The following is a 26039-nucleotide window of genomic DNA, read 5'->3' as shown; positions in this document are numbered from 1 at the left end:
AGGCCTGGCGCCGGAACCGATGCCTAAGCCGGCGCCCAGCGAGGAATGCCTACTACATGAAGAGTTCGATCGTTGAAAGCCGGCAATCCTGGTTTATGCGCAATCGCATGACGGTGCTGACGGTCGTTGTCGTCGCAGCCTATGCGCTCTTCATCCAATGGTTCTGGGGTTGGCCCGTCATCGTCAGGCAATGGGCCGATGTCGGCGCCGGCCCGGTGATCGCGGCGCTGGTGCTCCTGACGAGCACCTATTTCCTGCGCACCTGGCGCATCTATGATTATTTTCCGAAGGAGACCGCCGGCCGGTTCGCGGTCCTCTTCCGTGTCACCCAGATCCACAATCTGCTGAATATCATGCTGCCCTTCCGTACCGGGGAGACCAGCTTTCCGCTGTTGATGCGCTCGGAGTTCGGCATTCCGCTGACGCGCGGGACCTCGGCGCTGTTTGTCATGCGGCTGCTCGACCTGCATGCGCTTGTGGCCGCCGCCGGTATCGGTTTTGCCGTCGCCGCCGCCAATCAGACGGTTGCCTGGCTGCTCTGGACCGGCTTTCTGCTGCTGCCGGTCGCAGCTTTCGCCGCCCGCAAGCCGCTGCTGCTCCTCGCCGCCAGGCTGCTGCCGGGGAAGGCGCAGAAATTTGTCACAGAGATCGAAAACGGCTTGCCGCTGGATGCCACCGCTTTTGCCCGTGCCTGGGCGATGACCATCGTCAACTGGCTGGTCAAGGTATTGGTGCTGGCCTGGGCGCTCGGCCTGATGGGCGTGCTGCCGATGGCGGCAAGCTTCGGCGGTGCACTCGGCGGCGAGCTCTCCTCCGTACTCCCAATGCATGCGCCGGGCGGCGTCGGCACCTATCCCGCCGGCATCACCGCCGGCGCTATTGCTCTGGGCGCTTCGAGCGAGCGGCTCGCCCTGGAAGCACTGGCCCAGGCGAGCGTCAACGCCCACCTGCTGATCATCGTCTCGGCGCTGACCGGAACGGCGATCTCACTGCCGCTCGGGCGTCGCGGCAAGCTCTGAAATCCGCTTTCTGAGAAATGCCTGTTCCGGCTCCTGCCGGCAGAGCGACAGCGCCCTCGCATAGGCTGCGATCGCCTCTTCGCGCCGCCCGAGGCGGCGCAGGAAATCGGCGCGCGCCGAATGGGCGAGATGATAGGCCGGCAGCTCTCCGCGCCCCAGAATGGCATCGACCAGATCCAACCCCTTTGCCGGCCCTTCCGCCATAGCGACCGCCACGGCGCGATTGAGCTCGACGATCGGCGAGGGTTGGGCTGAAAGCAGCAGGTCGTAATAAAAGGCGATCCGCCGCCAGTCGGTCTCTTCGGCGACCGGCGCCCTGGCATGCTCGGCGGCAATCGCTGCCTGCAGCGTATAGGCACCGATCTCCCCCGGGCGCATTGCCTGGGAAAGCAGCGCCAGGCCTTCCGCAATCTTCGCATGATCCCAGAGCGAGCGATCCTGATCGGCAAGCAGCACCAGCGATCCCTGCTCGCTGCTGCGGGCGGAACGGCGGGAATCTTGCAGCAGCATCAACGCCAGCAGGCCACAGACGTCGGGATGCGGCAGTAGCGCCAGAAGAAGCCGTGCGAGCCGTATCGCCTCTGCGGTCAGGTCGGCGCGGACCACATCTTCACCCGAAGAGGCGGAATAACCTTCGTTGAAGACGAGATAGATAACGTGCAGCACCTGGTCGAGTCGTTGAGGCAGCACCTCGCGGGCTGGCACCTCGTAAGGGACCTTCGCCGCCCGGATCCTGCCCTTCGCGCGCACGATCCGCTGCGCCACTGTCGGTGCCGGAATGAGGAAGGCATGGGCGATCTCTTCGGTGGTCAAACCGCAGATTTCCCGCAGCGCCATCGCCATCTGTGCATCGGCGGGAATGACCGGATGGCAGCAGGTGAAGATCAGCCGCAGCATGTCGTCCTCGATCGGTTCCATCTCGCCGATCTCCGTTTCGTCGACGCTGTAGAGGCTGTCCTCGATGTGATGCTGCGAAGCATCGAAGCGCGCCCGCCGCCTGATCGTGTCGATCGCCTTGAAACGCCCTGTGGAAACAAGCCAGGCGAAGGGATTGCCGGGAATGCCGTCCGCCGGCCATGTCCGGGCGGCGGCGGCAAAGGCATCGTGGAGCGCCTCTTCCGCCCGGTCGAAATCGCCAAGCAGGCGGATCAGCGTCGCCAGCACCCGGCGCGACTGCGTTCGGTAAATCTCCTCGATCAGTCTTTCCAAGGCGCACCTCAAACCGGCAGGGTCAGCGTTCGCGCGGGCCGGAGTTCTACCGCACCGAAACGCGCGGAAGGGATTCGCCCGGCAACCTCCTTTGCCTTCGCAATGTCAGGTGCCTCTATGACGTAAAAGCCGGCCAGATGCTCTTTCGTCTCGACATAGGGACCATCGGTGACCGACAGCGCGCTGTTTCGAACGCGGAGCACGGTCGCTTTGTCAGGCATTTCCAATGCATCGCAATGAATCAGGATGCCTTCGCAGCGTAGCTCCTCGTCGAACGCGAAATGCGCTTTGATAAGGTCGTCGGTTTCGTCAGGCGTCAGCGTCCCGTCCGTGTCGGCGCTGTTATAAATCAGGCAGATGTAGCGCATGACTATCTCCCGTCCTGGATCGAATAGGCGGGGCGCACTTCGATCGAGCAATATTTGAGGATCGGAAAACTGGATACGATCGTCTGCGCCTCCTGGATGGTTTCGGCTTCGATCAGCACGAAACCGCCGAGATGTTCCTTGATTTCGGCGAACGGGCCGTCGGTCCCCGAGGCTTCGCCGTCGCGCAGGCGGACCGTGATCGCGCTCGACGGCTCACGCAAGGCAAGCGCCACCAGCAGATGACCGCTGTCGCGCCAGCGATTGTCGTTGGCGATGCACTCCTGCGTGACGGCTTCCCATTCGGCTTGGCTTACCAACTTGCTCTTTTCGGTGTCGAACCAGATCTGGCATAAAAACTTCATTGGTCTCTCCTCATTGAGCTCGGAATTCATGGATCGGCCGCACCTCGATCGCGCCGAGTCTGGCGAGCGGGATGCCGGCGGCGATGCGGATCGCCTCGTTAAGGTCTTTCGCCTCGATGAGGATAAAGCCGCCGAGGGCCTCTTTCGTCTCGGCGAAAGGACCGTCCGTCACCGACGTCTCACCGCTTCGCACCCGGACGGTCACCGCCGATGTCGGCGGCTGCAACGCATGGGCGACGATCAGATGCCCGCTTTCGGCAAGCGCCTTGTCATAGTTGAGTGAGTTCGTGCCGAGTTCGGCCTTTTCCTCTTTCGTCCTGGCGCCGAGCACTGCGCCATCGAACCAGACCTGACAGAGATATTTCATCGCGGACAGCCTCCTTGTGCGTGTTCAACAACCCTGGACGACCGAGCCGCGAGCATTTCGACAGCGGCGGAAAAAATCTTTTGTGCCGGTCCGGCGTCGAAATCGCAAGGCAGCACTCGACAAGGCTTCGTCGAAACACTGTCGAGGAGAATGGCAATGAGTATTCTTGAAATCGCGCTGGCGAGCCAGATCTGGGCACGCCGAGGTGAGAAACGTCCGCTGGATTTCGACGAAAGCGATGGGCTGAAGGCCCTTCTGCGCGTCGCTTTCGTCTTCTTGGCCTTTACCCTGTTGATTGCAGGGCTGAACATTGCGGCCGGCAGGCCACAGATGCTCGCGCAGCGCTCGGCGCCTGTTGTGACCGGCAGGTGAGGAAACGGCCTATTGAAAGGCCGTTTCGAAGAAGCTGCGCAGCTTGCGCGAATGCAGTGCTTCCTTCGGCATGGCGGCCAGCTTCTGCACGGCGCGGATGCCGATCTGCAGATGCTGGTTGACCTGCGTGCGGTAGAAGGCGGTCGCCATGCCCGGCAGCTTCAATTCGCCGTGCAGCGGCTTGTCGGAGACGCACAGCAGCGTGCCGTAGGGCACGCGGAAGCGGAAGCCGTTGGCGGCGATCGTTGCCGATTCCATGTCGAGCGCGATCGCACGCGCCTGGGACAGCCGCTTCACCGGCCCGCGCTGGTCGCGCAGTTCCCAGTTGCGGTTGTCGATCGTGCCGACGGTTCCGGTGCGCATGATGCGTTTCAGCTCGAAACCCTCGTAGCCGGTGATTTCGGCAACGGCTGCCTCCAGCGCCACCTGTACTTCGGCGAGCGCCGGGATCGGCACCCAGACCGGCAGGTCGTCGTCGAGCACATGGTCCTCGCGCATATAGGCATGGGCAAGCACATAGTCGCCGAGCCGCTGGCTGTTACGAAGGCCGGCGCAGTGGCCGAGCATCAGCCAGGCATGCGGGCGCAACACGGCGACGTGGTCCGTGATCGTCTTGGCGTTGGAGGGGCCGACGCCGATATTGATCATGGTGATCCCGGCATGGCCCTTCTTCTTCAGGTGATAGGCGGGCATCTGCGGCAGGCGGGTCAGCGCCGCATCCGTTTCCGGAGCGTTTGAGCCTGGCAGAGTGACGATGTTGCCGGGCTCGACGAAGGCGGTATGGCCGTCGCCGCCCTCCGCCATCAGCTTGCGGGCCCAGCTGCAGAACTCGTCGATATAGAACTGGTAGTTCGTAAACAGCACGAAATTCTGGAAGTGCTCGGCATGTGTCGCCGTATAATGCGACAGGCGGGCGAGCGAATAGTCGATCCGCTGTGCGGTGAACGGCGCAAGCGGCGAGGGCTCTCCCGGCGGCGGGATATATTCGCCATTGGCGATCTCGTCGTCGGTGGTGTTGAGATCGGGAGTGTCGAAAATATCGCGCATCGGAATGTCGATGAAGGCGTTGGTTGACGCCTCGACATGGGCACCCTCGCCGAAGGCGAAATGCAAGGGGATCGGCGTCGTCGATTCCGAGACAATGACCGGAACATTGTGGCTCTTCACCAGGAGCGCGAGCTGCTCCTTCAAGTAATGCTTGAAGAGCTTCGGCCGGGTGACTGTCGTCGTATAGATGCCTGGTGCCGTGACATGGCCGTAGGAAAGGCGCGAATCGACGTGGCCGAAGCTTGTCGTCTCGATGCTGACCTGCGGGTAGAAAGCACGGTAGCGCGAGGAGATCGGCGCGCCCTGCGCAAGCTCGGTGAAGCTCTTGATCAGGAACGCCGTATTGCGCTCATAAAGCGCTGTCAGCGCTTCCACCGCCTTGGCGGGATCATCGAAGCTCTGCGGCTGGAAAGGGGGCGGTGAGGATATGTCGAGCGGCGGCAAAGGGGAGATTCGTTTGTTCATGACGCATTATAGAGAGTTGTTTTTGACAAGCAAACGACGCGCGCCGGCGGAATCCGATTAATTTATCGTCTTCCGCGTCTGTTGCCAGTCACTGCACCGACGGTGCGCAGAAGGTGCCGTTCCGCTCCAGGCAGGTATAGCTCGCCCCGAAATGCGATTGCGTGCCGCCGCCGCCATTATGCACCACGACAGCTGAAAAGGTGATCGCGAAGATCGCCGCAAACAATGTGATGATGCTGAAGCGTCTTGCCAGAATATACATGTCCATCGCCTTACCCCCGATACGCAACTCTATCGTGAGAAGAGTTTTGCCATGGGCCGGCTGAATGAGTGCTGAGATGCTGGTTCATCCACCGTTCATAGAAGTCAGCCGGCTAACGGCTCTGGAATGGGCGCAAAGAGCTTCGAAGCATGCCGCGGCGCCGGCATGCTTCGCGCTTCCATGATGGTTGCGCAGGCGTATTTAAAACCTCAGAGCCGCGTCCAGGTCTGTGACTTGCAGAGGATCTTCATCACGCAGCCCTGCATCCTCAGCGAATTGCCGGAGATCTTGCCCGAGCCGCTATAGGTCTTGTCGGCGGCCGGGTCGGTGATCTCGCCGGCATAGATGCCGCCGGTTCCGGCAAGCGTGCCGATCTTCCGGCCGGCATATTTGCCGGTCTTCAGCGTCACGCAATAACTGCCGCCGCAGGAGGCGATTACCGCCGTATCCCCGGCCGCCGTCTTCCAACTGCCGACGATCGGCTCCTCGGCGTGGGCTGAGCCTGCGATCATTGCGATGGAAATGGCCAGAACGAAGCTGCGGATCATCTTTTCCTCCATGATGTCCTTGATCGGGCGTGAAATTAACTGACGCGAACGTAAAGGTAAACATGCATGGTCATTTTCCATGGCGGCGTTGGAAAAGTGCTGAGGAAACGGCCTGCGGCGCGCTTTCGAAATATCCGCGTCTGATTTCATGATGAATGATCCCTTTATTTTCAGATCTGAATCTTTCGTAAAATTCGAGCGAAAGTCCTTAAGTCGCAAGGCCTCTGATGTTTAACAAAAACCCAAATTTACCAAGCATTTGCACTTTGTTTGTCTCAAATTAATCATGCATTTTAGGCGTTTTTTGAAGGCCGTGCGGCATAGTGAACCCATCAAACGAGCGGGGCAAACCCGCCGAACCGCAAGGGCCGCAAGCCGCGATAGACGGCAAGGCCCCGAGGTAAAACAGGGTAAGTCATAAACAGGCTAACAGGGATAAAACCGATGGCACGCTTTGAAATGCACAATGCTGAAACGGCCACCATGGGTGGCGACAACAGCGCCGATGTCTTCTGTGAAATGGGTCTGATGTATGCGACCGGCCGCGGCTGCGAAGTCGATCTGGTCGCAGCCCACAAATGGCTGAACATCGCCGCAATCAAGGGCAACGACCGCGCCGCAGAGCTTCGTGCGGATGTGGCCGCCGCCATGGACAAGATGCAAATCGTGGCGGCGCTGCGCGCCGCCCGTGAGTGGATGACGGTCCACTGAACCTGTCCTACCGATACGGGTAGGAAGATATAAGAACCTCGGAAAGAGGGAGCTGGCAGGGCGCTTTCAACAGGCCCGACGCCAGGAGAACGGAACCGCGGCCGGATCCTCCACCGGCCGCGGTTCTTGCTGTTTTACATCACTGAGTGTAAGCATGATGTTGCCCGAAAACCGCTAAGACGTTTCGGCGTCATTCTATCAGCCGATTTGTTTCAGCACCTGTGGCAGCGCCTCTTCGAACAGCGCCATATCCGCCTCCGGCCCGACGCTGACACGAATGCAGCGATTGAGTGGCGCCACGCCGGGCATGCGGATGAAGACGCCGCGTTCCATCAGCCCGTCGACGATCGCCCGCGCATAGGCGCCATCGCGGCCGGCGTCGATCGCCACGAAATTCGTTGCCGAGGGCAGGGGCTCAAGACCGTTTGCCCGGGCGATGCCGCCGATCCGGTCGCGCGCCACCTGGATTTTTCCGACCACCTCGGCGAGATAGGCCTGGTCCTTGAGGGCGGCGAGTGCCGCCGCCGTCGCCAGCCGGTTCATGCCGAAATGATTGCGGATCTTGTCGAAGGCCTGCGCCGTGCCTGCCGTCGAGATCACGTAGCCGGTGCGCGAGCCGGCAAGACCGTAGGCCTTGGAAAAGGTTCGGGTGCGAACGACGTTCGGCAGCTCGATCATCGAGGCGATCGAGGGCAGCGCCCCTGCCGGCCCGGTCTCGCTATAGGCCTCGTCTAGCACCATCAGCGTCGTCTCGGGCAGCGCCTGGGCGAAAGCGACGATCCTGTCGGCATCCCACCAGCTTCCCATCGGATTATCGGGATTGGCGAAATAAACGAGCGGCGCATTCTCCCGCTTGACGGCATCGAGTAGGCCGTCGAGATCCTCGCGGTCGTTGGCGTAGGGAACGGTCACCAGCCGGCCGCCGAAGCCGGCGACGTGAAAATTGAAGGTCGGATAGGCACCGAGCGAGGTGACGACGGGCGCGCCGGGTTCGATCACCAGCCGGACGATCTGGCCGAGCAGCTCGTCGATCCCGCTGCCGATGGCGATGTTGGCGGCCGAGACGCCGAGATGGTCTCCAAGCGCTTGCCGGAGCGCGAGATTCTCCGGGTCATTGTATTTCCAGATATTGCCGGCCTCCTCGCGCATTGCAGCAAACACCGATGGGGCGGGGCCGAAGCCGTTCTCATTGGCGCCGATGCGTGCCGAAACGACAAGTCCGCGCTGGCGCTCGATGGCCTCGGGACCGACGAAGGGAACTGTGGAGGGCAGGGCGCCGGCGAGCGGCGTGAAGCGCGAAAAGGCGGACATGCGAAGGCGGTTTCCCGGATATATTGACGATCGGCGCAACAATAGGCCCGGGCACCGCCGACGCAAGCAAGATTATTTCTGCAGCCAACTGGCTGTTGGGCTCTTTACGCCCGGAAGATCGGCGCCCGCCGGGCGGCGATGGCTTCCATATTGCCGACAAGGAAATCGGTGCGGACGACGCGGCGCAGAACCTCGGGGTCCATGATGTTGATGAACCGCACCCCGATGCGCTCCTTATGGCGGTAGACCTCGGCACAGCCGATCCGGTAGGCGAGGCCGAGAATGTTGAGATAATAATGTTTCGGCAGGCCGGCGGTGGTCGACACGATGAAGGTGGCGCCGCCCTGGGAGATATCGATGATCTCGGCGCTGCGCATCGAGACGCCGGTGAGGCACGGCCGGACGGCGACGATGCGGGCGGGCCGCTTGACGCTAAATTCTTCCCAGCGCAGGTCGTAGACAGCGGACTTGACCGTCGCAAGGTGTGTGGCGCGGAGCATAGACATTCACATTCTCCGTCAGTCAGGGCACATTTGGGGTTCTTGCTCCAGCCAACGTCACATGAATGTTTTGCACATTCGTCAAAGATAAAATGACAATTTTAACGAGTTTAAAATTTGTTCCCAAGCGGGACGCCCGATGTGCATTATCGGGACGCGGGCTTACCTTCCAGCCCCAAGGCAAATGGTGCAGGCATAGGCGAACAGCGCTGTTTTCCTCGTCAATCTCTCGAACCTGCATTTCGACGCAGAACAGGCCGCCCCGACCGCCGCCGTGCGATTTCGGCGCAATTTTTCCCGAACTCTTTCAATTGCCGGGCGTTCTGCCTTGATCGATGAAGCACGGCGCGCTTCGAATGACGACGCGAGGAGTTGAAAATGACCAACGTCAAAATCCCTTGGGAATCATGGGTCGTGGTTTGCGACGGAGCCAAGGCTCTGATCATGCAGAATGCCGGCGATGCCCAGCTGATGAACCTGAAGGTGCTGGAAACCCTGACGCAGCCGAGCACGCCGGATCGCGAGATTGGCGCCGATAAGCCAGGCCGCACCCACGCAGCAGACGGCTTCAGCCGCAGCGCTGTCGAGGAGACCAGCTGGCAGGACCAGGCCGAAGCCGAATTTCTGAAACAGGTGGCTGAAAAGCTCGACGCGCTGGTGCAGGAAAAGAGTGCACGTCGCATCGTCATCGTTGCACCGCCGAAGGCGCTCGGCACGTTACGGCCGGCGCTTCGCGCCGATACGCAGGCCGCGATATCAGCCGAGGTGGCCAAGGATTATACCAACATGCCGGTCGACGAAATCCAGCGGCATCTCGCTGCCTGAGGCGGCAAGTCGATCTCTCAGAAAACAAAGGGATAGGGGAAACGCGGGTCTTACGGCCCGCGTTTTCGTGTTATATCGACGGCCTCTGCCCGGCAAACAGCTCCTGATGATCGGCAAACAACGCCGCCAGGCGGTCGATGACGATCCTGACCTCCGGCCGCTGTCGCTCGTCATCATGCGCAACGATCCACATGTCATGGGTCAGTTCGTCGATGAGAGGCCCGGCGCGAACGAGCTTGCGGTCCCGATCGCCGACGAAACAGGGAAGCACGCCGCGGCCGGCGCCCCCGCGGATCAGGTAAAACAGCATATGCGGCGTGTTCGTCCAGCTGGTGATCCAGTAATCCGGCTGTTCGAACGTCCATTTGTCCGCCGGCGAGACGGCCGTATCGGTGCCGAGCGAGATCCAGTTGCAGTTCGCCTCGTCATAATCTGCGGCCTGATAGACCGCATGCGCCACCTTGACCGAACGGCGGATCGCGACATTACCGCTGTCCGGCCTGTTGTGGCCAACGGCGATATGCGCCTCGCGGTAGGTGAAATCGACGTCCGCGTCGCGGGTCTTGTAGCACATGCGAAAGCTGTCCTTCGGCGTCCAGACGCTGGCGAGATGATCGGCGATGAAGCGCGAGGTCCAGCTGTCGGCGGCCGTCGAGACGATCGGCAGTGTTAACACCTCGCCGCGCCAGTCGGAGATCGCACGCGCTGCATCCTGCATCAGCCGGACGCGGTCGAGTAGCTCCTGCCCGTCCCTCGCCAGCAGATAACCGGTGGGGCCGCGGTTAAACAGCGATCGGCCCGTCACCCGTTCAAGCGCCAGCATACGCCGGCCGATGGTCGGCGCGCTGAGACCGGTGCGCGCGGCCGCGGCCGAAAGCCCGCCGCCGGTCGCGACATGGAAGAAAAGCTGCAGGTCGTCCCAGCTCGCATCTTTCATGGATGAAAACCCCCTTTCCCCAGCGCCTCTACATCGGAAGGGCGCGAAGGCTTAGTTCCAGTGCTCGAGCCAATAGATGGAGGATGAAGCAATGCTTCTCAACTGGGTTGTTCTCTTCAACGAATTGCAAATCTATAACAGGCGGGTGCGCCGCGATCCTTTCGCCGACCCGCTCGAGGGGCCGGAATGGCGCGGATTGCTCTGGGCCGCTTCCGCCATCGCGCGTCTCTCGGCAAGACGGGGCGGGGAGAAAAAGGCGCTACGTCCCGGTAAATCGCGGGCGGAAAAAAGTCTCAGCTTTCGAAGCTCAGCCGCAGCACGTGGTGCAGGAATTCCGGATTGAGCAGCATGTTGAAGCTGACCGTGACCCATTCGCCTTCGCGCTTGACCACCGTCGAGCCGATCTCGTCATGGATGCCGAGGATTTCGAGGAAGAAATGGCTCGGCATTTCCAGGTTCGGGCTCACTTCGAGCAATGCGCCGGCGAGCGTGATCGTGCGGATCAGGCAGCGCACCTGCGTTCCGGTGCTGAGGTGATGGCCGACGAAGATGATGTTGCCCGGCCTATCGAGATTGAATTCTCTGTAAGCACGTTCCGGCTTGGGGTGTTCTGTGTCGAGGTGCATCTGAAAGGCCCTTTAGCCTCCGCTCATTGTACGACAGGAGAATAACGCAAGAGTGCTGACGATTGCTGAAGAGCATCGTTAAGATTGAAGCCGTCGGCAAAAGCTGCGGGAAAATCGCACCGATTTCGTGCAGATTTGCTCCAAATCTGCTCACTCCTCAGCGCACATGCGCCATTCTTGACATGTCGGCGACGTTCGCGCATACAAGGGCCGGTTCGAGGCACCGGCCGCTCGCGGATGAAAATCCATGGTGAAGTCCTCGCGATCATGGTCACGGCCCTTGTGCATGCTGACTGGCGGCAATGCGAGCTCCCATCCACAGTCGAAGAGCATGCCTTGCGAAGGCTCACTCCATGACGACGACCTATCCTGCCATTGACGAATTGAAGGCCCAAGCCAAGCGCTTGCGCCAGGCGATGCACGATCGCGGCACCGCGCTGACCCACAGTGCGGCCCTGGAAATGATTGCTCGCCAGCACGGCGCGCGTGATTGGAACACGCTGGCGGCGCTGGCTGCAAAACCCAATGCGGCTGCGAAGACGCCGCTCTTCGTCGGCGCGCATATTCGTGGCCGCTATCTCAATCAGCCATTCACCGGTGAAATCCTGGCGCTCTCGGCCTTGCCGGGAGGCGAACTCCACAGGATCACCATCCATTTCGACGAGCCGGTGGATGTCGTGACCTTCGAGAGCTTTTCGGCCTTTCGCCGGCGTGTGAACGCCCAGATCGACGCCGACGGCGTCTCGCCAAGGAAGACTTCGAACGGCGTGCCGCATCTGGTGCTCGATCTCTAATTTTTCCTTTTTTTCGAGACCATCCGTATCCGCATGATTTCAAGCCGGATCGGACCGCGCTCGATATCACACGGATTCTCCATGACCAATCTTTCTAAAGGCAACGCCTTTCTTACCGGCTGGCTGCCGGGCGTCTTCATCAAAACGGCGGCGCCGATCGTCGCGATCACCACCGTCAACGGTCTCTTCACCGTGGTCGACGCCTATTTTCTCGGCGCTTATGTCGGCCCCGATGCGCTTTCGGCTGTCAGCCTGATTTTCCCGGGGCTGATGCTGCTGGTCGCCCTGCAATCGCTCGTTTCGAACGGCATGGCGAGCATCCTCGCCCGCCGGCTTGGCGCGGGCGATCGCCAGGGCGCGGCCAGACTATTTGCCGGCGCCCAAATGCTGGCGCTGGCCGTCACCCTGATCCTGAAGATGCTCTACTGGGCCGCCGGCCGGCAGATCATCGATGCCGGTGCTGCCGGCAACGCCGCGGTGGCCGATGGCGCGAAGTTGTTCATGGGCGCGATGATCGCCTTTGCACCCGTCAGCTTCTTCCTGTCGCTGCATCTCGACGGGTTGCGCTGCGAAGGCAAGATCGGTTTCATGACGCTGGTGACGCTGTCGGCCTCGCTGCTGAACATCTTCGCCAACTGGCTGTTCATGGCGGTGATTCATTGGGGCGTGCTCGGTTCGGCTGCCGGCTCCATCGCATCGCAATTCGTCTGTCTCGCAGCGGTACTTATCTATCGCTGGCGCCGCCCGGCGGCGCTCAGGCCTTTACGAGGATTGGCTTTTGCCGAATGGCGCGGCATCGTCGCCTTCGGCGCGCCCATGAGCCTCGGCTTCATCGGCATATCGCTGGCATCCGCCGCCATTCTGATCAACGTTTCGCTCTGGAGTATGTCTGATTATGCGGCGACGGTTGCCGCCTACGGCATCATCACCCGGATCATGACCTTCACCTATCTGCCGCTGCTTGGACTCAGCATCGCCCTGCAGACGATCGCCGGCAACAATCACGGCGCCGGCCTCGGCCTCCGCGTCGGCCGCAGCCTTCAGATCGCCATGCTCGCAGCACTCGTCTATTGCACCCTGGTGGAGATCGCCGTCGAGCTCATGTCCGGCCGCCTCGGCGCCGTCTTCGTCGCCGACCCCGCCATTGCAGCCGAGGTCACGCGCATTCTGCCCTGGACGATCGGCGCCTATTTCCTCTTCGGGCAGATGCTGATCCTGTCGTCTTATTTCCAGGCGATCGGCGACGCGCCGCGCGCGGCGATCTTCGGCCTGTCACGGCCTTATCTGCTCACCCTGCCGCTCACCTTCCTGCTGCCCTTCGTCTTCGGCGAGCAGGGGATCTGGATGGTACCGGTCTTTGCCGAGGCAGGCATGGTCCTCCTTGCCTTGCTGGTGCTGTCGCAGAACGCCAAACGCCGCGGTTGGCGCTACGGGCTTCTGCCCGTTTGAAAAGCCGTGCTCTCCAGCGCGGCTTTTGCCTGATATGCCCTATTCCTTGCCAGTTGCAGCAGCCGCTGTTGCGGCTTCTGCCTCGTCCAGCGCCTCGGCGCATTCCTGGCAGCAGACCTCGACGGTCTTGCCGCCGAGCTTGACGGTGATGGTTTCCGCGCCGAGTTCGCAGTCGCAGGCAGCGCACGTCGTCTTCTTCATCAGATGATCCTCCGATTGATCGTCCCCGGATCGGGACAGGCTGATAAGATCATCGAAGACCGCATTGCCGCTGTCGAAATCTTTAGCGATCGATCTTCATCTTCGCCGCAGCTGCGCCGCGCGCTGAAATTCGCCCGGGCTTTGCCCGAAGGCCTGCTTGAAGGAGGCGCTGAAATGGCTGTGGCTGGAAAAGCCGAGATCGAGGCCGAGCGCCGTCAGATCCTCGTACTGGCCGAGCAGGTCGAGGGCGCGGGCAAGTCGTAGCCTGAGCTGGTAGCGGTAAAGCGGTGTGGCCTCGACCTGTTGGAAAACCTGGGTGAGATAGACGGGTGAGACGCCGACCTCGGAGGCGATTTCCGCAAGTGTCCAGCGCCGGGTAAGATCGGAGGACAGCACCAGCGTCAGCGCCAGTGTTTCTACCTCCAGCGTCTCGGCGATGTTGCGGCTGAGACCGTGACGCAGCAAAGCGACCAGGGCCTGTGCCCGCGGATCGATCCGCCGGCGCTGGCGGCGGAAGGAAAAAGCCGGGCCGGCCTGCACCTGCTCCTTCGGTGCGAGCTCTTCGAGCATGGCCTCGTCGATCGCCAGGTCGATGCAGGCATCGCCGCCCTCAATCGGATGGCTGATGCGATAGCTCTGGCCGGCATTGAAAAACAGCACCTGATTGGCTTCGGCCACCGTGTCGTTGCGGCCGACATGCCGCATGAAGACACCGCGATGGGGATAGACGAGGCTCGTCTTGTGGGCGCATTCCTCGTCGCTCTTATGGCGGCACGCGCCGTTGCAGACGATATCACGAATGGTGACCATCTTCGTTTTCAGGAGCGGTGCTGTTGAAAACTGCGACATCTCATGTCCCGGTCACACAGGCCGCCACAAGGCGGCCTGGGCACAATATCACAACTGATGCCTGTATTTCAGTAGCGACTATAGACGTGAACGTCGCTTTCTGTCTGCCCCCTGGAAAGGCCGATATCCTTCAATTGCTCGTCGGAGAGTTCCATCAGCGCATTGCAGTTGCGCCGTTCGTCGATCTTGCGCGCCAGCCAGCGGACTGCCGTGACTGTTGCATGAAGCAGGCCGGGCCGCATAGGACGCGAAGAGCGGGTGTTGCGGGCCGGTATCGTGAAGTTCGAGCTATGCATGATGAGCCTCCATCCTTGTTTGGATGGAGGCAGTGAACCATCACCGGCGGCTGGGCGCTGTCAGATTATTTAGCGATCTGCGGTATCCCTCACGCCTTAATCAGCCACTCGTGCTCAACGGCATTGTGGAATTTCCAGATCCGCTTCGGCCCGGCCATGACGTTGAGATAATAGAGATCGTAGCCGTGAGTTGCGGCGCAGGGGTGATAGCCCTTCGGCACCAGCGTCACGTCGCCGTCCTCGACCGCCATCGCTTCGTCGAGCGATCGATCGTCGGTGTAGACGCGCTGGAAACCGAAGCCCTGCGGCGGGTTGAGGCGATGGTAATAGGTCTCTTCCAGGAAGCTCTCGTTCGGCAGGTCGTCCTGGTCGTGTTTGTGCGGCGGATAGGAGGAGGTATGGCCACCCGGCGTGATCACCTCGACGACAAGCAGCGAATGCGCCGAGCTGTCGTCCTCCGGCATGATATTATTGACGTAGCGCACATTTGTGCCCTTGCCGCGCGTGACCTGCGGATGCGTGCCGGGCGGAATTTCCTTGGCCTGGTAGGTGCCGCCGCCGGGCGCCGAGCAGACGGCGAGTTCCAGATCGGTTTCCGCCGTCACCGACCACGTCGATTCCATCGGGATGTAGAGCGAATGCGGCGCGCCCTCGAACGGGCTCATGCGGCCGCCGAGCGTGCCGAAATCCTTTGTGCCGGCCGAGGCCTTGCCCTTGCCGGTCACCCAAACGAGGCAGACTTCCCGATCGCCGGTCTCTCCCGAAACCGTCTCGCCCGGTTTCATCCGATGCAGATCGAAACCGACATAGGTCCAGCCGGCATTCTCAGGGGTGACATGGGTGACACGGCCATGCGTGCCGGATGGTTTCACCTTGAGGTTTGGCATTGGTGATTCTCCTCGTAAGTTAGTGGGCGCGGCCCCCTCGTCCGGCTGCCGCCACCTTCTCCCCGAGGGGAGAAGGGATATGCCGCGCCGTCTCTTTTCCCCTTCTCCCCTGGGGGAGAAGGTGCCCGGAGGGCGGATGAGGGGACAACTTGCTCCAGCAGTCCCGCAAGGCCTCTCCCTTATCCCTTCGGAAAGCCTTCGGTTTCCACGCTGTATCCCGCCGCCGTCATCACGCGCATCAATTCCGCATGGCCGATCTCGGCCATTTTCTGCGGCGGCGCCTTGCGTGGATCCTGTTCGGCTTCGACGACGAACCAGCCTTCATAGCCGTGATCGGCGAGCCGTTGGACGATGGCGCCGAAATCAAGCGAGCCGTCGCCTGGCACGGTGAAGGCGCCGAGCGCCACCGCGTCGAGGAAGGACTGCCGGCTGCGGTCAAGCCCGTCAACGACAGCCTTGCGGATGTCCTTGACGTGAACATGGTTGATGCGGGCGTGGTGATTGTCGATGGCTCGCAGCACGTCGCCGCCGGCAAAGGCGAGATGGCCGGCATCGAGCAGCAGCGGAATGCCTTCGCCCGAAGCGCGCATGAAGGCGTCGAGTTCCGGCTCGGTTTCGACCACGGCGGCCATGTGATGGTGATAGGAGAGCGGCATGCCCTGTTCGGCGCACCATTCGCCGAACTCGGTGACGCGGCGCCCATAGGCCTTCATCTCGTCGTCGGAAAGGCGCGGCTTGGTGGCGAGCGGCTTGGAGCGGTCGCCCTGGATGGAACGGCCGACTTCGCCATAGACGATGCACGGCGCATTGACCGCCTTGAATAGCTCGATCATCGGCGCGATGCGGTCCTTGTTGGCCGCAAGCTCCTCGTTGACCAGCGTGCCCGAGAACCAGCCGCCGCACAGCGTCACGTCGGCGGCGCGCAGGATAGGCAGCATCTCCTCGGGATTGCTGGGGAAACGGCGGCCTTGCTCCATGCCGGTGAAACCGGCGCCGCGCGATTGCCGCAGGCATTCCTCCAGCGATACATCGTCGCTAAGTTCCGGAAGGTCGTCGTTCCACCACGCGATGGGCGACATGCCGAGTTTGGCCTTCATCAGTAATCTCCTTGAAAATAGTGCGGAGGAGCGCTTCCGCTCCCCCGGAAATCATAGCAATCGATCAACCGACGCGCTGAGCAGCGCGCGCTTTGACATAGGCCTCATGGGCTCTGTTGACCTCGCCGCGCGGGCTGACCTCAGGCACTGCGACGTCCCACCAGTGGCCGCCGGCATCCGTCGTGATCAGCGGATCGGTGTCGATGACGAAGACCGAGGTGCGGTCGTTTTTCTTCGAATCAGTGATCGCCTGCTCCAGTTCGGCGATCGATCCGACCTTGACGGCGATCGCCCCCATGCTCTCGGCATGGGCGCGGAAATCGATCTCCGGCATCACCTCGTGATAGGAGTCCTTGAGCAGATTGTTGAAGTTGGCGCCGCCGGTTCCCATCTGCAGCCGGTTGATGCAGCCATAGCCGCGATTGTCGAGTACGACGATGTTGAGCTTGAGGCCGAGCATAACCGAAGTCGCGATCTCGGAATTCATCATCATGTAGGAACCGTCGCCGACCATGACGACGACATCTCGTTCCGGACGCGCCATCTTGGCGCCGAGCCCGCCGGCGATCTCGTAGCCCATGCAGGAAAAGCCGTACTCCATGTGATAGGTGCCGGGCGTCGTTGCCGGCCAGAGCTTGTGCAATTCGCCGGGAAGGCCGCCCGCAGCGCAAAGCAGCGTCGTGTTGTCGCCGCCGATCGAACGCACCACCGCACCAATCACCTGCGCATCGGAGGGCAGGGCGGCATTGGTCGTTGCCATCGCCCTGACAGTGGCCTCCATCCACACCTTCTTCTCCGCCGCGGCCTTTTCGGCCAATGCAGCCGGCGCCTTCCAGCCGGAAAGCCCTGCCGAAAGTGCCTTCAGCCCTTCGCGGGCGTCAGTCACCAGCGGATGGCTGTCGTGTTTCACCGCGTCATAGGCGGCGATATTGAGGCCGATCATATTAAGGTTGTCGTTCTTGAACAGCGACCAGGAGCCGGTGGTGAAATCCTGGCAGCGCGTGCCGACGGCAATGACCAGGTCCGTCTCTTCGGCGATTGCATTCGCCGCCGATGTGCCGGTGACGCCAACCGAGCCGAGCGCCAGCGGGAGTGTCTCGTCGATCGACGACTTGCCAGCCTGGGTGACGACGACGGGAATGGCGTGGGCCTCGGCAAAGGCGGCAAGTTCCTTCGTCGCCTGCGAATAGAGCACACCGCCGCCGGCAACGATCACCGGCTTTTGCGAAGCCTTGATCAGCGCGATGGCATTGGCCAGCTCGTCCGCATCCGGCTGCGGCCTGCGGGTCGTCCAGACTTTTTCATCGAACAGGCTTACCGGATAATCGAAGGCTTCAGCCTGAACGTCCTGGCAGAGCGACAAGGTCACCGGGCCGCAATCGAGCGGATCGGTCAGGACCTGCATGGCGCGCTTCAGCGCCGAAATGATCTGCTCGGGGCGGGTGATGCGGTCGAAATAACGCGAAACCGGACGGAAGGCGTCATTGGCCGAAACCGTGCCGTCGCCGAAATCCTCGATCTGCTGCAGCACCGGATCCGGTGCGCGGTTGGCGAAGACGTCGCCCGGCAGGAAGAGAACGGGAATACGATTGACGTGTGCCACGCCCGCGGCCGTTACCATGTTCAGCGCGCCGGGGCCGATCGAGGTCGTGCACGCCATGAAGCGCGTGCGGAAATTCGCCTTGGCATAGGCGATCGCGGCATGCGCCATGCCCTGTTCATTGTGGGCGCGATAGGTGGTCAGTTCGCCGCGCACCTGATAGAGCGCCTCGCCGATGCCGGCGACGTTGCCGTGACCGAAGATCGCCCAGACGCCGCCGAAGATCGGCACCTTCTTGCCGTCCACGACGGTCATCTGTTTTTTGAGGAAATGCGCGACGGCCTGCGCCATCGTTAACCGTATCGTCTTGCCCATCGGGGCCTCCCGAACTTTTAGCTTTCGTCTATCTTCCCCGCCCCAACCCCTCCCCACAAGGGGGAGGGGCTAACCTGCCGTGCTGTTCACGCATATTGCAGCGTCTCTTCCAGCAGGACGGTTGCCGCCTAGTACGAGGCGGCGCCTCAAGTTAAGTCCCTTCCCCTTGTGGGGAGGGGTTGGGGAGGGGTTCTTCCTGTTAATGCGCGCGGGTCTTCAACCACGCCTCTGTCAGCTGCCGGAAGCGGCCCGCCATGTCGACGATGGCCTCCTCATCGTTCATCCCACCCGAGAGCCAGGCCCGCGCCGCATCGGCAAAGATCGTCCGGCCGACGGCAAAGCCCTTCACGGAGGGAGCCGCCAGCGTCGCCTCGAAGCAGGAGATCAGCTCGTCGGCGGGCGCCTCGAGGCCCAAGAGCACGATACCGCGGCACCATGGATCATTTTTGGCGATCACCGCATTGATCTTTTTCCAGGCTTCGCTCGAGGCCTGAGGCTCCAGCTTCCACCAGTCCGGCTTGATGCCGAGTGCATAGAGCTCTTCCAGCGCGGTCGCGATCGTGTCGTCGGTGAGAGGCCCGTTCTTGCCGGCGATGATCTCCACCAGCAGCTCGCGCCCGACCTTGCGGGATGCCTCGAACAGTGTGCGTAGCTTCTCCTGCTGCTCGCTCTTCAATTCGGCCGGATCGTCGGGATGATAGAAGCATAGGCACTTGATGCAATGGCCGAGCGGCCATTCGACAAGCTGGGAGCCGATATCCTGGCTGAATTCGAAGCGCAGCGGCTTCGAGCCCGGCAATTCCACCGGCCGGCCGATCCAGGAGAAATTCTTCGTCGCCGCATCGAAAAAGGCGTCGCGGCCGAAGCGTTCGTCGAGCAGCATGCCGTAGCCGTCGCGGCCGTTCGAAACGCGTGCCGCTGCCGAGACTGCCAGTCGCTTGAAGGCGACGATCTTGTCGTGGCCGACGCCGAGTTCGTCGGCGACGCTGACGAGCTGTGAACGATGGTCGATCGCCAGCGCCATCAGCAGCGGGATGTCGCCGCGCCGGGTCGATGCCCAATGGATATGGTTGATCTCTTCGTCCTTGCGCAGCGCCCGATGTTTGCTGCCGGTCTTCAGGAAGAAGTCGAGTTCCGCCCAGGTCGGATATTCCGGCGAGCAGAGCAGGCGGGAGACGGCGAAGGCGCCGCAGGCATTGGCCCAGGTGGCGCAGGTCTTCAGCGGTTCATCGCGCAGGAAGCCGCGCAGGAAACCGGACATGAATGCATCGCCGGCGCCAAGCACGTTGAAGACTTCGATCGGAAAGCCCTCGCCGACGATGCCGGCTTCGAGGTCGTCGGCGATTGGCCCGTCATAAACGATGCATCCCATGGCGCCGCGCTTGAGCACGATCGTTGCCGGCGACAGGCGGCGGATCTCCTTCAGCGCGCCGAGCACGTCGTCGGCGCCGGAAGCGATCAGGATTTCCTCTTCGGTGCCGACGATGAGATCGCAATCCGGCAGCGTTTCTTTCATCTTCGAGGAAACCCGATCGGACTTCACGTAGCGCTCGAAGCCTTCCGCATGGCCGGCAAGGCCCCAGAGGTTCGGCCGGTAGTCGATGTCGAAGATCACCTTGCGGCCGTTCGCCTTGGCGATGCGGATCGCCTTGCGTTGCGCGGCCTCGGTATTCGGTCGGGAGAAATGCGTGCCGGAAACGAGAACGGCGCGCGACGACTTGATGAAATCTTCGTCGATATCGCCTTCATCGAGCCCCATGTCGGCGCAATCCGACCGATAGAAGATCATCGGCGACACGCCCTCGGCCTCGACCGCAAGCAGCACCAGCGCCGTCAGCCGCTCCTTGTCGGTGACGATGCCGTCTGTCGCGACCCCTTCGCGCGCCGACTGCTCGCGGATGAAGCGCCCCATCTGCTCGTCGCCGACGCGGGTGATGAGGCCGGATTTGAGGCCGAGCCGCGCCGTGCCGATGGCGATGTTGGCCGGGCAGCCGCCGACGGATTTGGCGAAGGAGCCGATATCCTCCAGCCGCGAACCGATCTGCTGACCGTAAAGATCGACCGAGGAACGGCCGATGGTGATTACATCAAGCGCCGGCTCCGGCTGTGAGCCCGGATTCGATTGTACCATGATGTCCTCCCACTAGATTTTGCGCGGCTTCCAGTGCCTGCGAATTTGTCAATAATGAAACATCGGTTCCGATATTTTGTCAATTCGGAATGTTTATTCCATTTTCGCTTTTCCAGCTTTTGAATGCTGACGCTTGCGCCGCCGCTCGGCGATGGCCACCGGCAGCGCCATGGTCAGCGCCATCGAGGCCGACAGCGAGCGGAAGCCGGCGAAATCGGCCTCAGCCACCTCGAACCAGTGCGTGGCGCAGGCGGCAAGTGGCGAGAAGGCCGAATCGGTGATGGCGATGACGGGGACGCCGCGGTCGGCAAGCTCCTGGCTCTGGCTGAGGCTGTCGGCCGCATAGGGCGAGAAACTCGCGGCGATCGCCGCATCTTTCGGCGTTGCGAACTGCACCATCTCAGGGTCGACGCCGTTCGGCGAGGCGACGATCTGGTGGCGGATGTTGAGCTTGGAAAAAGCGTAGGTCATGTGCGCCGTCAACGGGTAAGAGCGCCGTTTGGCGATCAGATAGATCGTCTCTGCGGCGGCAAGGATATCCACTGCTTTCGTAAACGTATCGCTCTGCACCGTCGCCGCCAGCCGGTTGACCGACTGGCTGGCCGCGGCAATGAAGCCGGAGAGCAGATTCGCGTCCTCGTCGTCGCCGCTCGCCTGCTCCAGCGTGACGAGCCGCTCCTCATAACTCAGCGTGCGGTCGCGCAGCCTTTCACGAAAGATGCTCTGCAGGTCGGAGAAACCTCCGTAACCCAGATGATGCGCCAGCCGCACCAGCGTTGAAGGCTGGACGTCGGAGGCGGCCGCAATGCTTGCCGTCGTGCCGAAGGCGATTTCATCGGGATTGCCGAGCGCGAAGGCGGCGACCTGCGCCAGCCGCTTCGGCATGTTCGCCTTGCGCTCGATGATGGTGCTGCGCAGGCTTTCGAAATCGCGCGGCACACGCGCCTGCCTCTGAGGGTCGTTATCCATGCTCGCGGCTCACGATATGAAACAAATATTCCATATTGCCGAACATAGACGATTTCAAACGGTACGCCTAATTGTTTTTAATCGCCTGTAATTCAACACTTTTAAACGATAAATCCGGAGAGAGCCTCCAAACGCCGGCGGAGGGTCCCTTGTCAAAATGATCCAAATATTCCAAAAATCGCCGCGCAGTTCCTGGAGGAGACGGAAATGAAGCCACTCGGCATCGGTTTGATCGGCACCGGCTATATGGGCAAGTGCCATGCGCTGGCGTGGAATGCGGTGAAGACGGTGTTCGGCGATGTCGAGCGCCCGCGTCTCGTGCATCTTGCCGAAGCCAATGCCGGGCTGGCTGAGGCGCGTGCCGGCGAATTCGGCTTCGAGAAGGCGACGGCCGATTGGCGGGACCTGATTGCCGATCCTGAGGTCGACGTCGTCTCCGTCACCACGCCCAACCAGTTCCATCCCGAGATGGCGATTGCAGCCCTTCAAGCCGGCAAACACGTCTGGTGCGAAAAGCCGATGGCACCGGCCTATGCCGATGCCGAGCGCATGCTGGAAACGGCGAGGGGTTCCGGCAAGGTTGCAGCGCTTGGCTATAATTACATTCAGAATCCCGTCATGCGGCACATCAAGACGCTTATTGGTGAGGGCGCCATCGGCACGGTCAACCATATCCGCGTGGAGATGGACGAGGATTTCATGGCCGATCCCGATGTCTTCTTTTACTGGAAGAGCGAGCTTGCCGCCGGCTATGGCGCGCTCGATGATTTCGCGGTACACCCGCTGTCGATGCTCTGGTATCTGTTCGGCCATGTCGAGGCGGTCATTACAGACATGGTGAGGCCCTATGCCGACCGCCCGCTGAGCGAGGGTGGCCGCCGCCCCGTCGAAAATCACGATGGCGCCAACGTGCTGATGCGGCTTGGCGGCGGCATCTCCGCCGTGTTGATGGCCAACCGCGCCGCCTGGGGCCGCAAGGGCCGCATTGCCCTCCAGATCTATGGTTCGAATGGCTCGATCGTCTATGACCAGGAGCGGATGAACGAATTCGACCTCTACCAGGCGGATGGTCGCGGTTCCGAACAGGGTTTCCGCAAGATACTGGCGGCGCCCGCCCATCGGCCTTATGATCGCTTCATCCCGGCGCCCGGCCACGGTCTCGGCTTCAACGATCTGAAGATCATCGAATGCCGCGAGCTGATCCGGGCAATATCGGGGGAGCCGTCGTCGATCGTGACATTTAAAGACGGTCTCAGGATAGAGAAGTCGGTGCATGCCATGGCACAGTCGTTCCACGAGCGTCGCTGGATCGAGATCGGCTGAAGGTAAGAAGCCGCTTTCCGTTGACGGCGCGCAGAGCAGGGAATAGGCCTTGGCGTTGTTGTCGGGCGCAGTTTCAGGAGTGGGATCGTGACGGATAGACTGGTGATCATCGGCGCGGGGCAGGCCGGTTTCGCATTGGCGGCCAAGCTACGTGGCTTGAAGGACATGCGCCCGATCACCCTTATCGGCGTCGAAGACGTCGCTCCGTACCAGCGACCGCCGCTTTCGAAGAAATATCTGCTCGGCGAAATGAGCTTCGACCGCCTGCTGTTCCGCGCCGAGAATTGGTATGCGGAGAATGATGTCGATCTTCGCCTTTCCACATGGGTCGAGCAGATCAAGCCCGACAACAAGCAGGTTCTGCTGCAGGATGGCTCCGTTCTCGATTACGACACGCTGGCGCTGGCCACCGGCGCGACACCGCGCCGGCTGCCCGCGGCAATCGGCGGCGATCTGGAAGGTGTCTATGTCGCTCGCGACAAGCGCGACGCCGATCTGCTCGCCGAGGAGATGCGCCCCGGTCGCCGCGTCCTTATCATAGGCGGCGGTTATATCGGTCTGGAGGCGGCAGCCGTTGCCCGCCACCTCGGCCTTGAGGTCACGGTCATCGAGATGGCCGACCGCATCCTGCAACGCGTCGCGGCGAAGGAAACCGCCGACATCATGCGCGGGATCCATGAGACCCACGACGTAGTGATCCGCGAGAAAACCGGGCTCAAGCATCTGGTCGGCAAGGATGGCCGCGTCACCGGCGCGGCACTTTCCGACGGATCGGTCATCGACATCGACTTTGCCATCGTCGGCATCGGCGTCGTACCGAATGACCAGCTCGCCAACGAAGCCGGCCTCGAAGTCGCCAACGGCGTTGTCGTCGACGAATTCGCCCGCACCTCCGATCCGGCGATCTTTGCCGCCGGCGATTGCGCGGCCCTTCCTTGGCAGGGTGGCCGCATCAGGCTCGAATCGGTGCAGAACGCCGTCGACCAGGCCGAAGCGGCGGCAGCCGTCATCGCCGGCGGCAGCGAGCCATATGATCCGAAGCCGTGGTTCTGGTCCGACCAGTATGACGTCAAGCTGCAGATCGCCGGCTTCAATCTCGGCTACGACGAAACGCTGCTGCGCCCCGGCGCCCGCGAAGGTGCCCATTCTATCTGGTACTTTAAAAAAGGTCTGCTGATTGCCGTCGATGCCATCAATGACGCCAAAGCCTATGTGACCGGCAAAAAGCTGCTGGAATCCGGGATCAACCCCGACAGAGCGATTCTCGCCGACCCCTCAGCCGATCTCAAGCGTCTGCTCGGCTGAGCCGGAAACCGATTCCGCAAGGGATCACCCCGGCGGGACGCCATGCTGGGGTCACCAATCCTATCGAACGCGGGACGGCGAAGCTCAGCTTCGCCGTCGAAGCGACGCGCGGTCAAATTCGGCTGATCACCGGTATGGAGTAATGTCCCTTTGCCCAGCCCAGCCGAAATGCCAGCCGCTGTATTTCTTCTGGTGAAAGTTCAAAAAACCCTTGCATTCACAGACCGGTCACCATAGTTAGGCCGCACCGGAGAGGTGGCCGAGTGGTCGAAGGCGCTCCCCTGCTAAGGGAGTATACGTCAAAAGCGTATCGTGGGTTCGAATCCCATCTTCTCCGCCATTTTTATTTTCCCAGTTCAGATCGATCCTTAATTTTCAGGCAGAGAATTCGCCTTCGCTTTCGGCGATCGCTCGTGACCGCTGGACGGCAAGGCTTGATGGCTCCTTGGTGAGAAAATCCCTCCGCGTCCAGCGAGAGAATCGCCATTGGGAATCACCGCCCGCTCGCATGTCCCGGCAAGCACTGTAATGGGATCGGTGCATCTTCGGTTACGCTTGCAGCGGTGGAGATATCTCCTCCAGCATCCGGATTTCGTCAAAAAAACGTCGCAAATGTGTTGCGAAGCCCATGTCCAGTTCCCGGTTCATCTTACCTAAGTCGCCGCAAAATCAGCGTTTTCTTAACAAAGCATAAAGGAAATCGCGGCCGCTTGCCCAACTTGTGTCCTTTCAGCAACAGAATGTCGGGAAGGCTCCCCCAAACCCCCCATCCGAGCAAGTTGGTGATTGCGTGACGGCCGCCGTCTTGTATTTTCACCCTCGGAAGCAAGGGCGACTGATCGTCCACTTCTTGAAACACGGGAATGGGGCAGGGAACGCTGCTCAGCGAAAGATCCCAAACCCGATCGAAACTTTGAATTGGAGGTCATTTATGAACATCAAGAGCCTTCTTCTCGGCTCCGCTGCTGCTCTCGCAGTAGTTTCCGGTGCTCAGGCTGCTGACGCTATCGTTGCTGCCGAGCCGGAACCGGTTGAATATGTTCGCGTCTGCGACGCTTACGGCACCGGCTACTTCTACATCCCGGGCACCGAAACCTGCCTGAAGATCAACGGTTACATCCGTTTCCAGGTCAATGTTGGCGACCGTCCGGGCAATTCGCTGACGCGCCCTAACGACTCCGACTGGGATGCTGTTACTCGCGGCCAGGTTCAGTTCACCGCCAAGAGCGACACCGAATACGGTCCGCTGACCGGCGTCATCGTCATGCAGTTCAATGCTGACAACGCCACCGATCAGAGCGCCAAGCTCGACTCCGCTTACCTCGACATCGCTGGCTTCCGCGCCGGTCTGTTCTACAGCTGGTGGGACGACGGCCTCTCCGGCGAAACCGACGATATCGGTTCTCCGGTCACGCTGCATAACTCCATCCGTTACCAGTATGAAACCGACGCCTTCTACGCTGGCATCAGCGTTGACGAGCTGGAAGACGGTCCGTTCTATGACGGCGAAACCCCGAACAACGTCGGCGTTGCCGTCGGTCTCGGCGGCAAGGCTGGTGCGTTCAGCTACCAGATCACTGCCGGCTACGACGTCGACAATGAAGAAGGTGCCGTTCGCGCAATGGGTACGGTTGACATCGGCCCCGGCACCCTCGGTCTCGCTGCTGTTTACTCCACCAACCCGAACGCCTACTACAACGCGGCTGAATGGGCTGTCGCTGCCGAATACGCTATCAAGGCAACCGACAAGCTGAAGATCACCCCTGGTGTTCAGTACTACGGCGACTACGGTGTCACCGCTGGCGATTTCAACGACGGCGATGCCTGGAAGGTCGGTCTGACGGTTGATTACCAGATCGTCGACAACTTCTACGCCAAGGCTTCGGTTCAGTAC

29 protein-coding genes and 1 tRNA gene are annotated in these 26039 nt (G+C 61.4%); 11 read left to right on the top strand and 19 right to left on the bottom strand.

The window, feature by feature from the left end; genetic code table 11:
- Nucleotides 1-56: 56 nt before the first annotated feature.
- Nucleotides 57-1019, top strand: coding sequence for a lysylphosphatidylglycerol synthase domain-containing protein (locus ATY29_RS12285; RefSeq protein WP_097536406.1), 963 nt, complete (start codon nucleotides 57-59; stop codon nucleotides 1017-1019).
- Here ATY29_RS12285 and ATY29_RS12280 read toward each other — a convergent pair.
- Genes ATY29_RS12280 through ATY29_RS12265 form a run of 4 tightly spaced genes read right to left on the bottom strand, consistent with a single transcriptional unit; the run spans nucleotide 987 to nucleotide 3325 of the window.
- Nucleotides 987-2228, bottom strand: a complete 1242-nt coding sequence (locus tag ATY29_RS12280) for an RNA polymerase sigma factor (RefSeq protein WP_097536405.1) — start codon at nucleotides 2226-2228, stop codon at nucleotides 987-989. The two genes, ATY29_RS12285 and ATY29_RS12280, sit on opposite strands and share 33 nt — an antisense overlap.
- Before the next feature lie 8 nt (nucleotides 2229-2236).
- A complete protein-coding gene (locus ATY29_RS12275; RefSeq protein ID WP_025415753.1) occupies nucleotides 2237-2596 on the bottom strand; it encodes a YciI family protein in 360 nt (119 codons plus the stop codon).
- Between the two features lie 2 nt (nucleotides 2597-2598).
- Nucleotides 2599-2958 (bottom strand): YciI family protein, encoded by a 360-nt coding sequence (locus tag ATY29_RS12270; RefSeq protein ID WP_097536403.1) that lies wholly within the window; start codon nucleotides 2956-2958, stop codon nucleotides 2599-2601.
- 10 nt (nucleotides 2959-2968) lie between these two features.
- A complete protein-coding gene (locus ATY29_RS12265) occupies nucleotides 2969-3325 on the bottom strand; it encodes a YciI family protein (protein ID WP_003569246.1) in 357 nt (118 codons plus the stop codon).
- Between the two features lie 156 nt (nucleotides 3326-3481).
- Here ATY29_RS12265 and ATY29_RS12260 point away from each other — a divergent pair, with 156 nt between their 5' ends.
- Nucleotides 3482-3697: a hypothetical protein gene (locus ATY29_RS12260; protein WP_003569244.1), complete on the top strand. Its 216-nt coding sequence runs from the start codon at nucleotides 3482-3484 to the stop codon at nucleotides 3695-3697.
- A 9-nt stretch (nucleotides 3698-3706) separates the two neighbouring features.
- Here the strand turns inward: ATY29_RS12260 and ATY29_RS12255 are convergent, their stop codons facing one another.
- The 3 genes from ATY29_RS12255 to ATY29_RS12245 all read right to left on the bottom strand — a co-directional run bounded on the left by ATY29_RS12255 (nucleotide 3707) and on the right by ATY29_RS12245 (nucleotide 6019).
- On the bottom strand, nucleotides 3707-5209 hold the full coding sequence (locus ATY29_RS12255) for an AMP nucleosidase (RefSeq protein WP_025415754.1): 1503 nt from the start codon (nucleotides 5207-5209) through the stop codon (nucleotides 3707-3709).
- A gap of 88 nt (nucleotides 5210-5297) precedes the next feature.
- Entirely contained in the window at nucleotides 5298-5477 is a 180-nt protein-coding gene (locus tag ATY29_RS12250) for a hypothetical protein (RefSeq protein WP_025415755.1), read from the bottom strand.
- 203 nt (nucleotides 5478-5680) lie between these two features.
- Nucleotides 5681-6019: a DUF2147 domain-containing protein gene (locus ATY29_RS12245; RefSeq protein WP_097536512.1), complete on the bottom strand. Its 339-nt coding sequence runs from the start codon at nucleotides 6017-6019 to the stop codon at nucleotides 5681-5683.
- Nucleotides 6020-6463: 444 nt separating this feature from the next.
- Between ATY29_RS12245 and ATY29_RS12240 the strand changes: the two genes are divergently transcribed.
- Nucleotides 6464-6730 carry an SEL1-like repeat protein gene (locus ATY29_RS12240; RefSeq protein ID WP_003569238.1) on the top strand — a complete coding sequence of 89 codons (267 nt, stop codon included), beginning with the start codon at nucleotides 6464-6466 and terminating at the stop codon, nucleotides 6728-6730.
- A 198-nt stretch (nucleotides 6731-6928) separates the two neighbouring features.
- On the opposite strand, the gene ATY29_RS12235 is transcribed toward ATY29_RS12240, so the two are convergent.
- On the bottom strand, nucleotides 6929-8041 hold the full coding sequence (locus ATY29_RS12235) for a pyridoxal phosphate-dependent aminotransferase (RefSeq protein WP_025415757.1): 1113 nt from the start codon (nucleotides 8039-8041) through the stop codon (nucleotides 6929-6931).
- A 104-nt stretch (nucleotides 8042-8145) separates the two neighbouring features.
- Complete coding sequence (locus tag ATY29_RS12230) at nucleotides 8146-8547, bottom strand: pilus protein PilZ (protein ID WP_003569234.1); 402 nt, start codon at nucleotides 8545-8547, stop codon at nucleotides 8146-8148.
- Between the two features lie 372 nt (nucleotides 8548-8919).
- Between ATY29_RS12230 and ATY29_RS12220 the strand changes: the two genes are divergently transcribed.
- Nucleotides 8920-9366: a baeRF12 domain-containing protein gene (locus ATY29_RS12220; protein ID WP_003569233.1), complete on the top strand. Its 447-nt coding sequence runs from the start codon at nucleotides 8920-8922 to the stop codon at nucleotides 9364-9366.
- A gap of 70 nt (nucleotides 9367-9436) precedes the next feature.
- On the opposite strand, the gene ATY29_RS12215 is transcribed toward ATY29_RS12220, so the two are convergent.
- The gene (locus ATY29_RS12215; RefSeq protein WP_097536399.1) at nucleotides 9437-10303 is read right to left on the bottom strand and encodes a LysR family transcriptional regulator; all 867 of its coding nucleotides are present in this window, start codon (nucleotides 10301-10303) and stop codon (nucleotides 9437-9439) included.
- A gap of 91 nt (nucleotides 10304-10394) precedes the next feature.
- On the opposite strand from ATY29_RS12215, the gene ATY29_RS37655 reads away from it, so the two are divergent.
- Nucleotides 10395-10646 (top strand): hypothetical protein, encoded by a 252-nt coding sequence (locus ATY29_RS37655; RefSeq protein ID WP_080687558.1) that lies wholly within the window; start codon nucleotides 10395-10397, stop codon nucleotides 10644-10646.
- Here ATY29_RS37655 and ATY29_RS12205 read toward each other — a convergent pair.
- The gene (locus ATY29_RS12205; protein WP_025415760.1) at nucleotides 10597-10929 is read right to left on the bottom strand and encodes a hypothetical protein; all 333 of its coding nucleotides are present in this window, start codon (nucleotides 10927-10929) and stop codon (nucleotides 10597-10599) included. The genes ATY29_RS37655 and ATY29_RS12205 overlap by 50 nt on opposite strands.
- A gap of 353 nt (nucleotides 10930-11282) precedes the next feature.
- Here ATY29_RS12205 and ATY29_RS12200 point away from each other — a divergent pair, with 353 nt between their 5' ends.
- The gene (locus ATY29_RS12200; RefSeq protein WP_097536397.1) at nucleotides 11283-11723 is read left to right on the top strand and encodes a glyoxalase superfamily protein; all 441 of its coding nucleotides are present in this window, start codon (nucleotides 11283-11285) and stop codon (nucleotides 11721-11723) included.
- 81 nt (nucleotides 11724-11804) lie between these two features.
- Nucleotides 11805-13172 carry an MATE family efflux transporter gene (locus ATY29_RS12195; RefSeq protein ID WP_097536511.1) on the top strand — a complete coding sequence of 456 codons (1368 nt, stop codon included), beginning with the start codon at nucleotides 11805-11807 and terminating at the stop codon, nucleotides 13170-13172.
- Nucleotides 13173-13211: 39 nt separating this feature from the next.
- Here ATY29_RS12195 and ATY29_RS36850 read toward each other — a convergent pair whose 3' ends face one another.
- From ATY29_RS36850 to ATY29_RS12160, 8 genes are all read right to left on the bottom strand, one after another.
- Nucleotides 13212-13373 (bottom strand): hypothetical protein, encoded by a 162-nt coding sequence (locus ATY29_RS36850; RefSeq protein ID WP_003569217.1) that lies wholly within the window; start codon nucleotides 13371-13373, stop codon nucleotides 13212-13214.
- Between the two features lie 96 nt (nucleotides 13374-13469).
- Nucleotides 13470-14222, bottom strand: a complete 753-nt coding sequence (locus tag ATY29_RS12190) for a helix-turn-helix domain-containing protein (protein WP_097536395.1) — start codon at nucleotides 14220-14222, stop codon at nucleotides 13470-13472.
- A 68-nt stretch (nucleotides 14223-14290) separates the two neighbouring features.
- Nucleotides 14291-14518, bottom strand: coding sequence for a DUF1127 domain-containing protein (locus ATY29_RS12185; protein ID WP_003569214.1), 228 nt, complete (start codon nucleotides 14516-14518; stop codon nucleotides 14291-14293).
- An 89-nt stretch (nucleotides 14519-14607) separates the two neighbouring features.
- On the bottom strand, nucleotides 14608-15405 hold the full coding sequence (gene iolB / locus ATY29_RS12180) for a 5-deoxy-glucuronate isomerase (RefSeq protein ID WP_003569212.1): 798 nt from the start codon (nucleotides 15403-15405) through the stop codon (nucleotides 14608-14610).
- Nucleotides 15406-15584: 179 nt separating this feature from the next.
- Nucleotides 15585-16502, bottom strand: coding sequence for a myo-inosose-2 dehydratase (iolE, locus tag ATY29_RS12175; protein ID WP_097536393.1), 918 nt, complete (start codon nucleotides 16500-16502; stop codon nucleotides 15585-15587).
- 64 nt (nucleotides 16503-16566) lie between these two features.
- On the bottom strand, nucleotides 16567-18417 hold the full coding sequence (iolD, locus tag ATY29_RS12170; RefSeq protein ID WP_025415765.1) for a 3D-(3,5/4)-trihydroxycyclohexane-1,2-dione acylhydrolase (decyclizing): 1851 nt from the start codon (nucleotides 18415-18417) through the stop codon (nucleotides 16567-16569).
- A gap of 199 nt (nucleotides 18418-18616) precedes the next feature.
- Entirely contained in the window at nucleotides 18617-20548 is a 1932-nt protein-coding gene (locus ATY29_RS12165) for a bifunctional 5-dehydro-2-deoxygluconokinase/5-dehydro-2-deoxyphosphogluconate aldolase (protein WP_097536391.1), read from the bottom strand.
- A 93-nt stretch (nucleotides 20549-20641) separates the two neighbouring features.
- Nucleotides 20642-21517, bottom strand: coding sequence for a MurR/RpiR family transcriptional regulator (locus ATY29_RS12160; RefSeq protein ID WP_003569199.1), 876 nt, complete (start codon nucleotides 21515-21517; stop codon nucleotides 20642-20644).
- Between the two features lie 207 nt (nucleotides 21518-21724).
- Between ATY29_RS12160 and ATY29_RS12155 the strand changes: the two genes are divergently transcribed.
- From ATY29_RS12155 to ATY29_RS12140, 4 genes are all read left to right on the top strand, one after another.
- The gene (locus ATY29_RS12155; RefSeq protein WP_025415767.1) at nucleotides 21725-22840 is read left to right on the top strand and encodes a Gfo/Idh/MocA family protein; all 1116 of its coding nucleotides are present in this window, start codon (nucleotides 21725-21727) and stop codon (nucleotides 22838-22840) included.
- An 87-nt stretch (nucleotides 22841-22927) separates the two neighbouring features.
- Nucleotides 22928-24145 (top strand): NAD(P)/FAD-dependent oxidoreductase, encoded by a 1218-nt coding sequence (locus ATY29_RS12150; RefSeq protein WP_025415768.1) that lies wholly within the window; start codon nucleotides 22928-22930, stop codon nucleotides 24143-24145.
- Between the two features lie 249 nt (nucleotides 24146-24394).
- Nucleotides 24395-24485: transfer RNA gene (locus tag ATY29_RS12145), tRNA-Ser, on the top strand.
- Between the two features lie 591 nt (nucleotides 24486-25076).
- Nucleotides 25077-26039, top strand: a 963-nt coding sequence (locus ATY29_RS12140) for a porin (RefSeq protein WP_097536389.1), incomplete at its 3' end; no start/stop codon positions are given.

The sequence above is a fragment of the Rhizobium hidalgonense genome (assembly GCF_002914525.1).
GTDB lineage: Bacteria > Pseudomonadota > Alphaproteobacteria > Rhizobiales > Rhizobiaceae > Rhizobium > Rhizobium hidalgonense.
The sequence above is the reverse complement of the archived record's forward strand: the minus strand, read 5'-3'. Positions and strand labels throughout refer to the sequence as shown.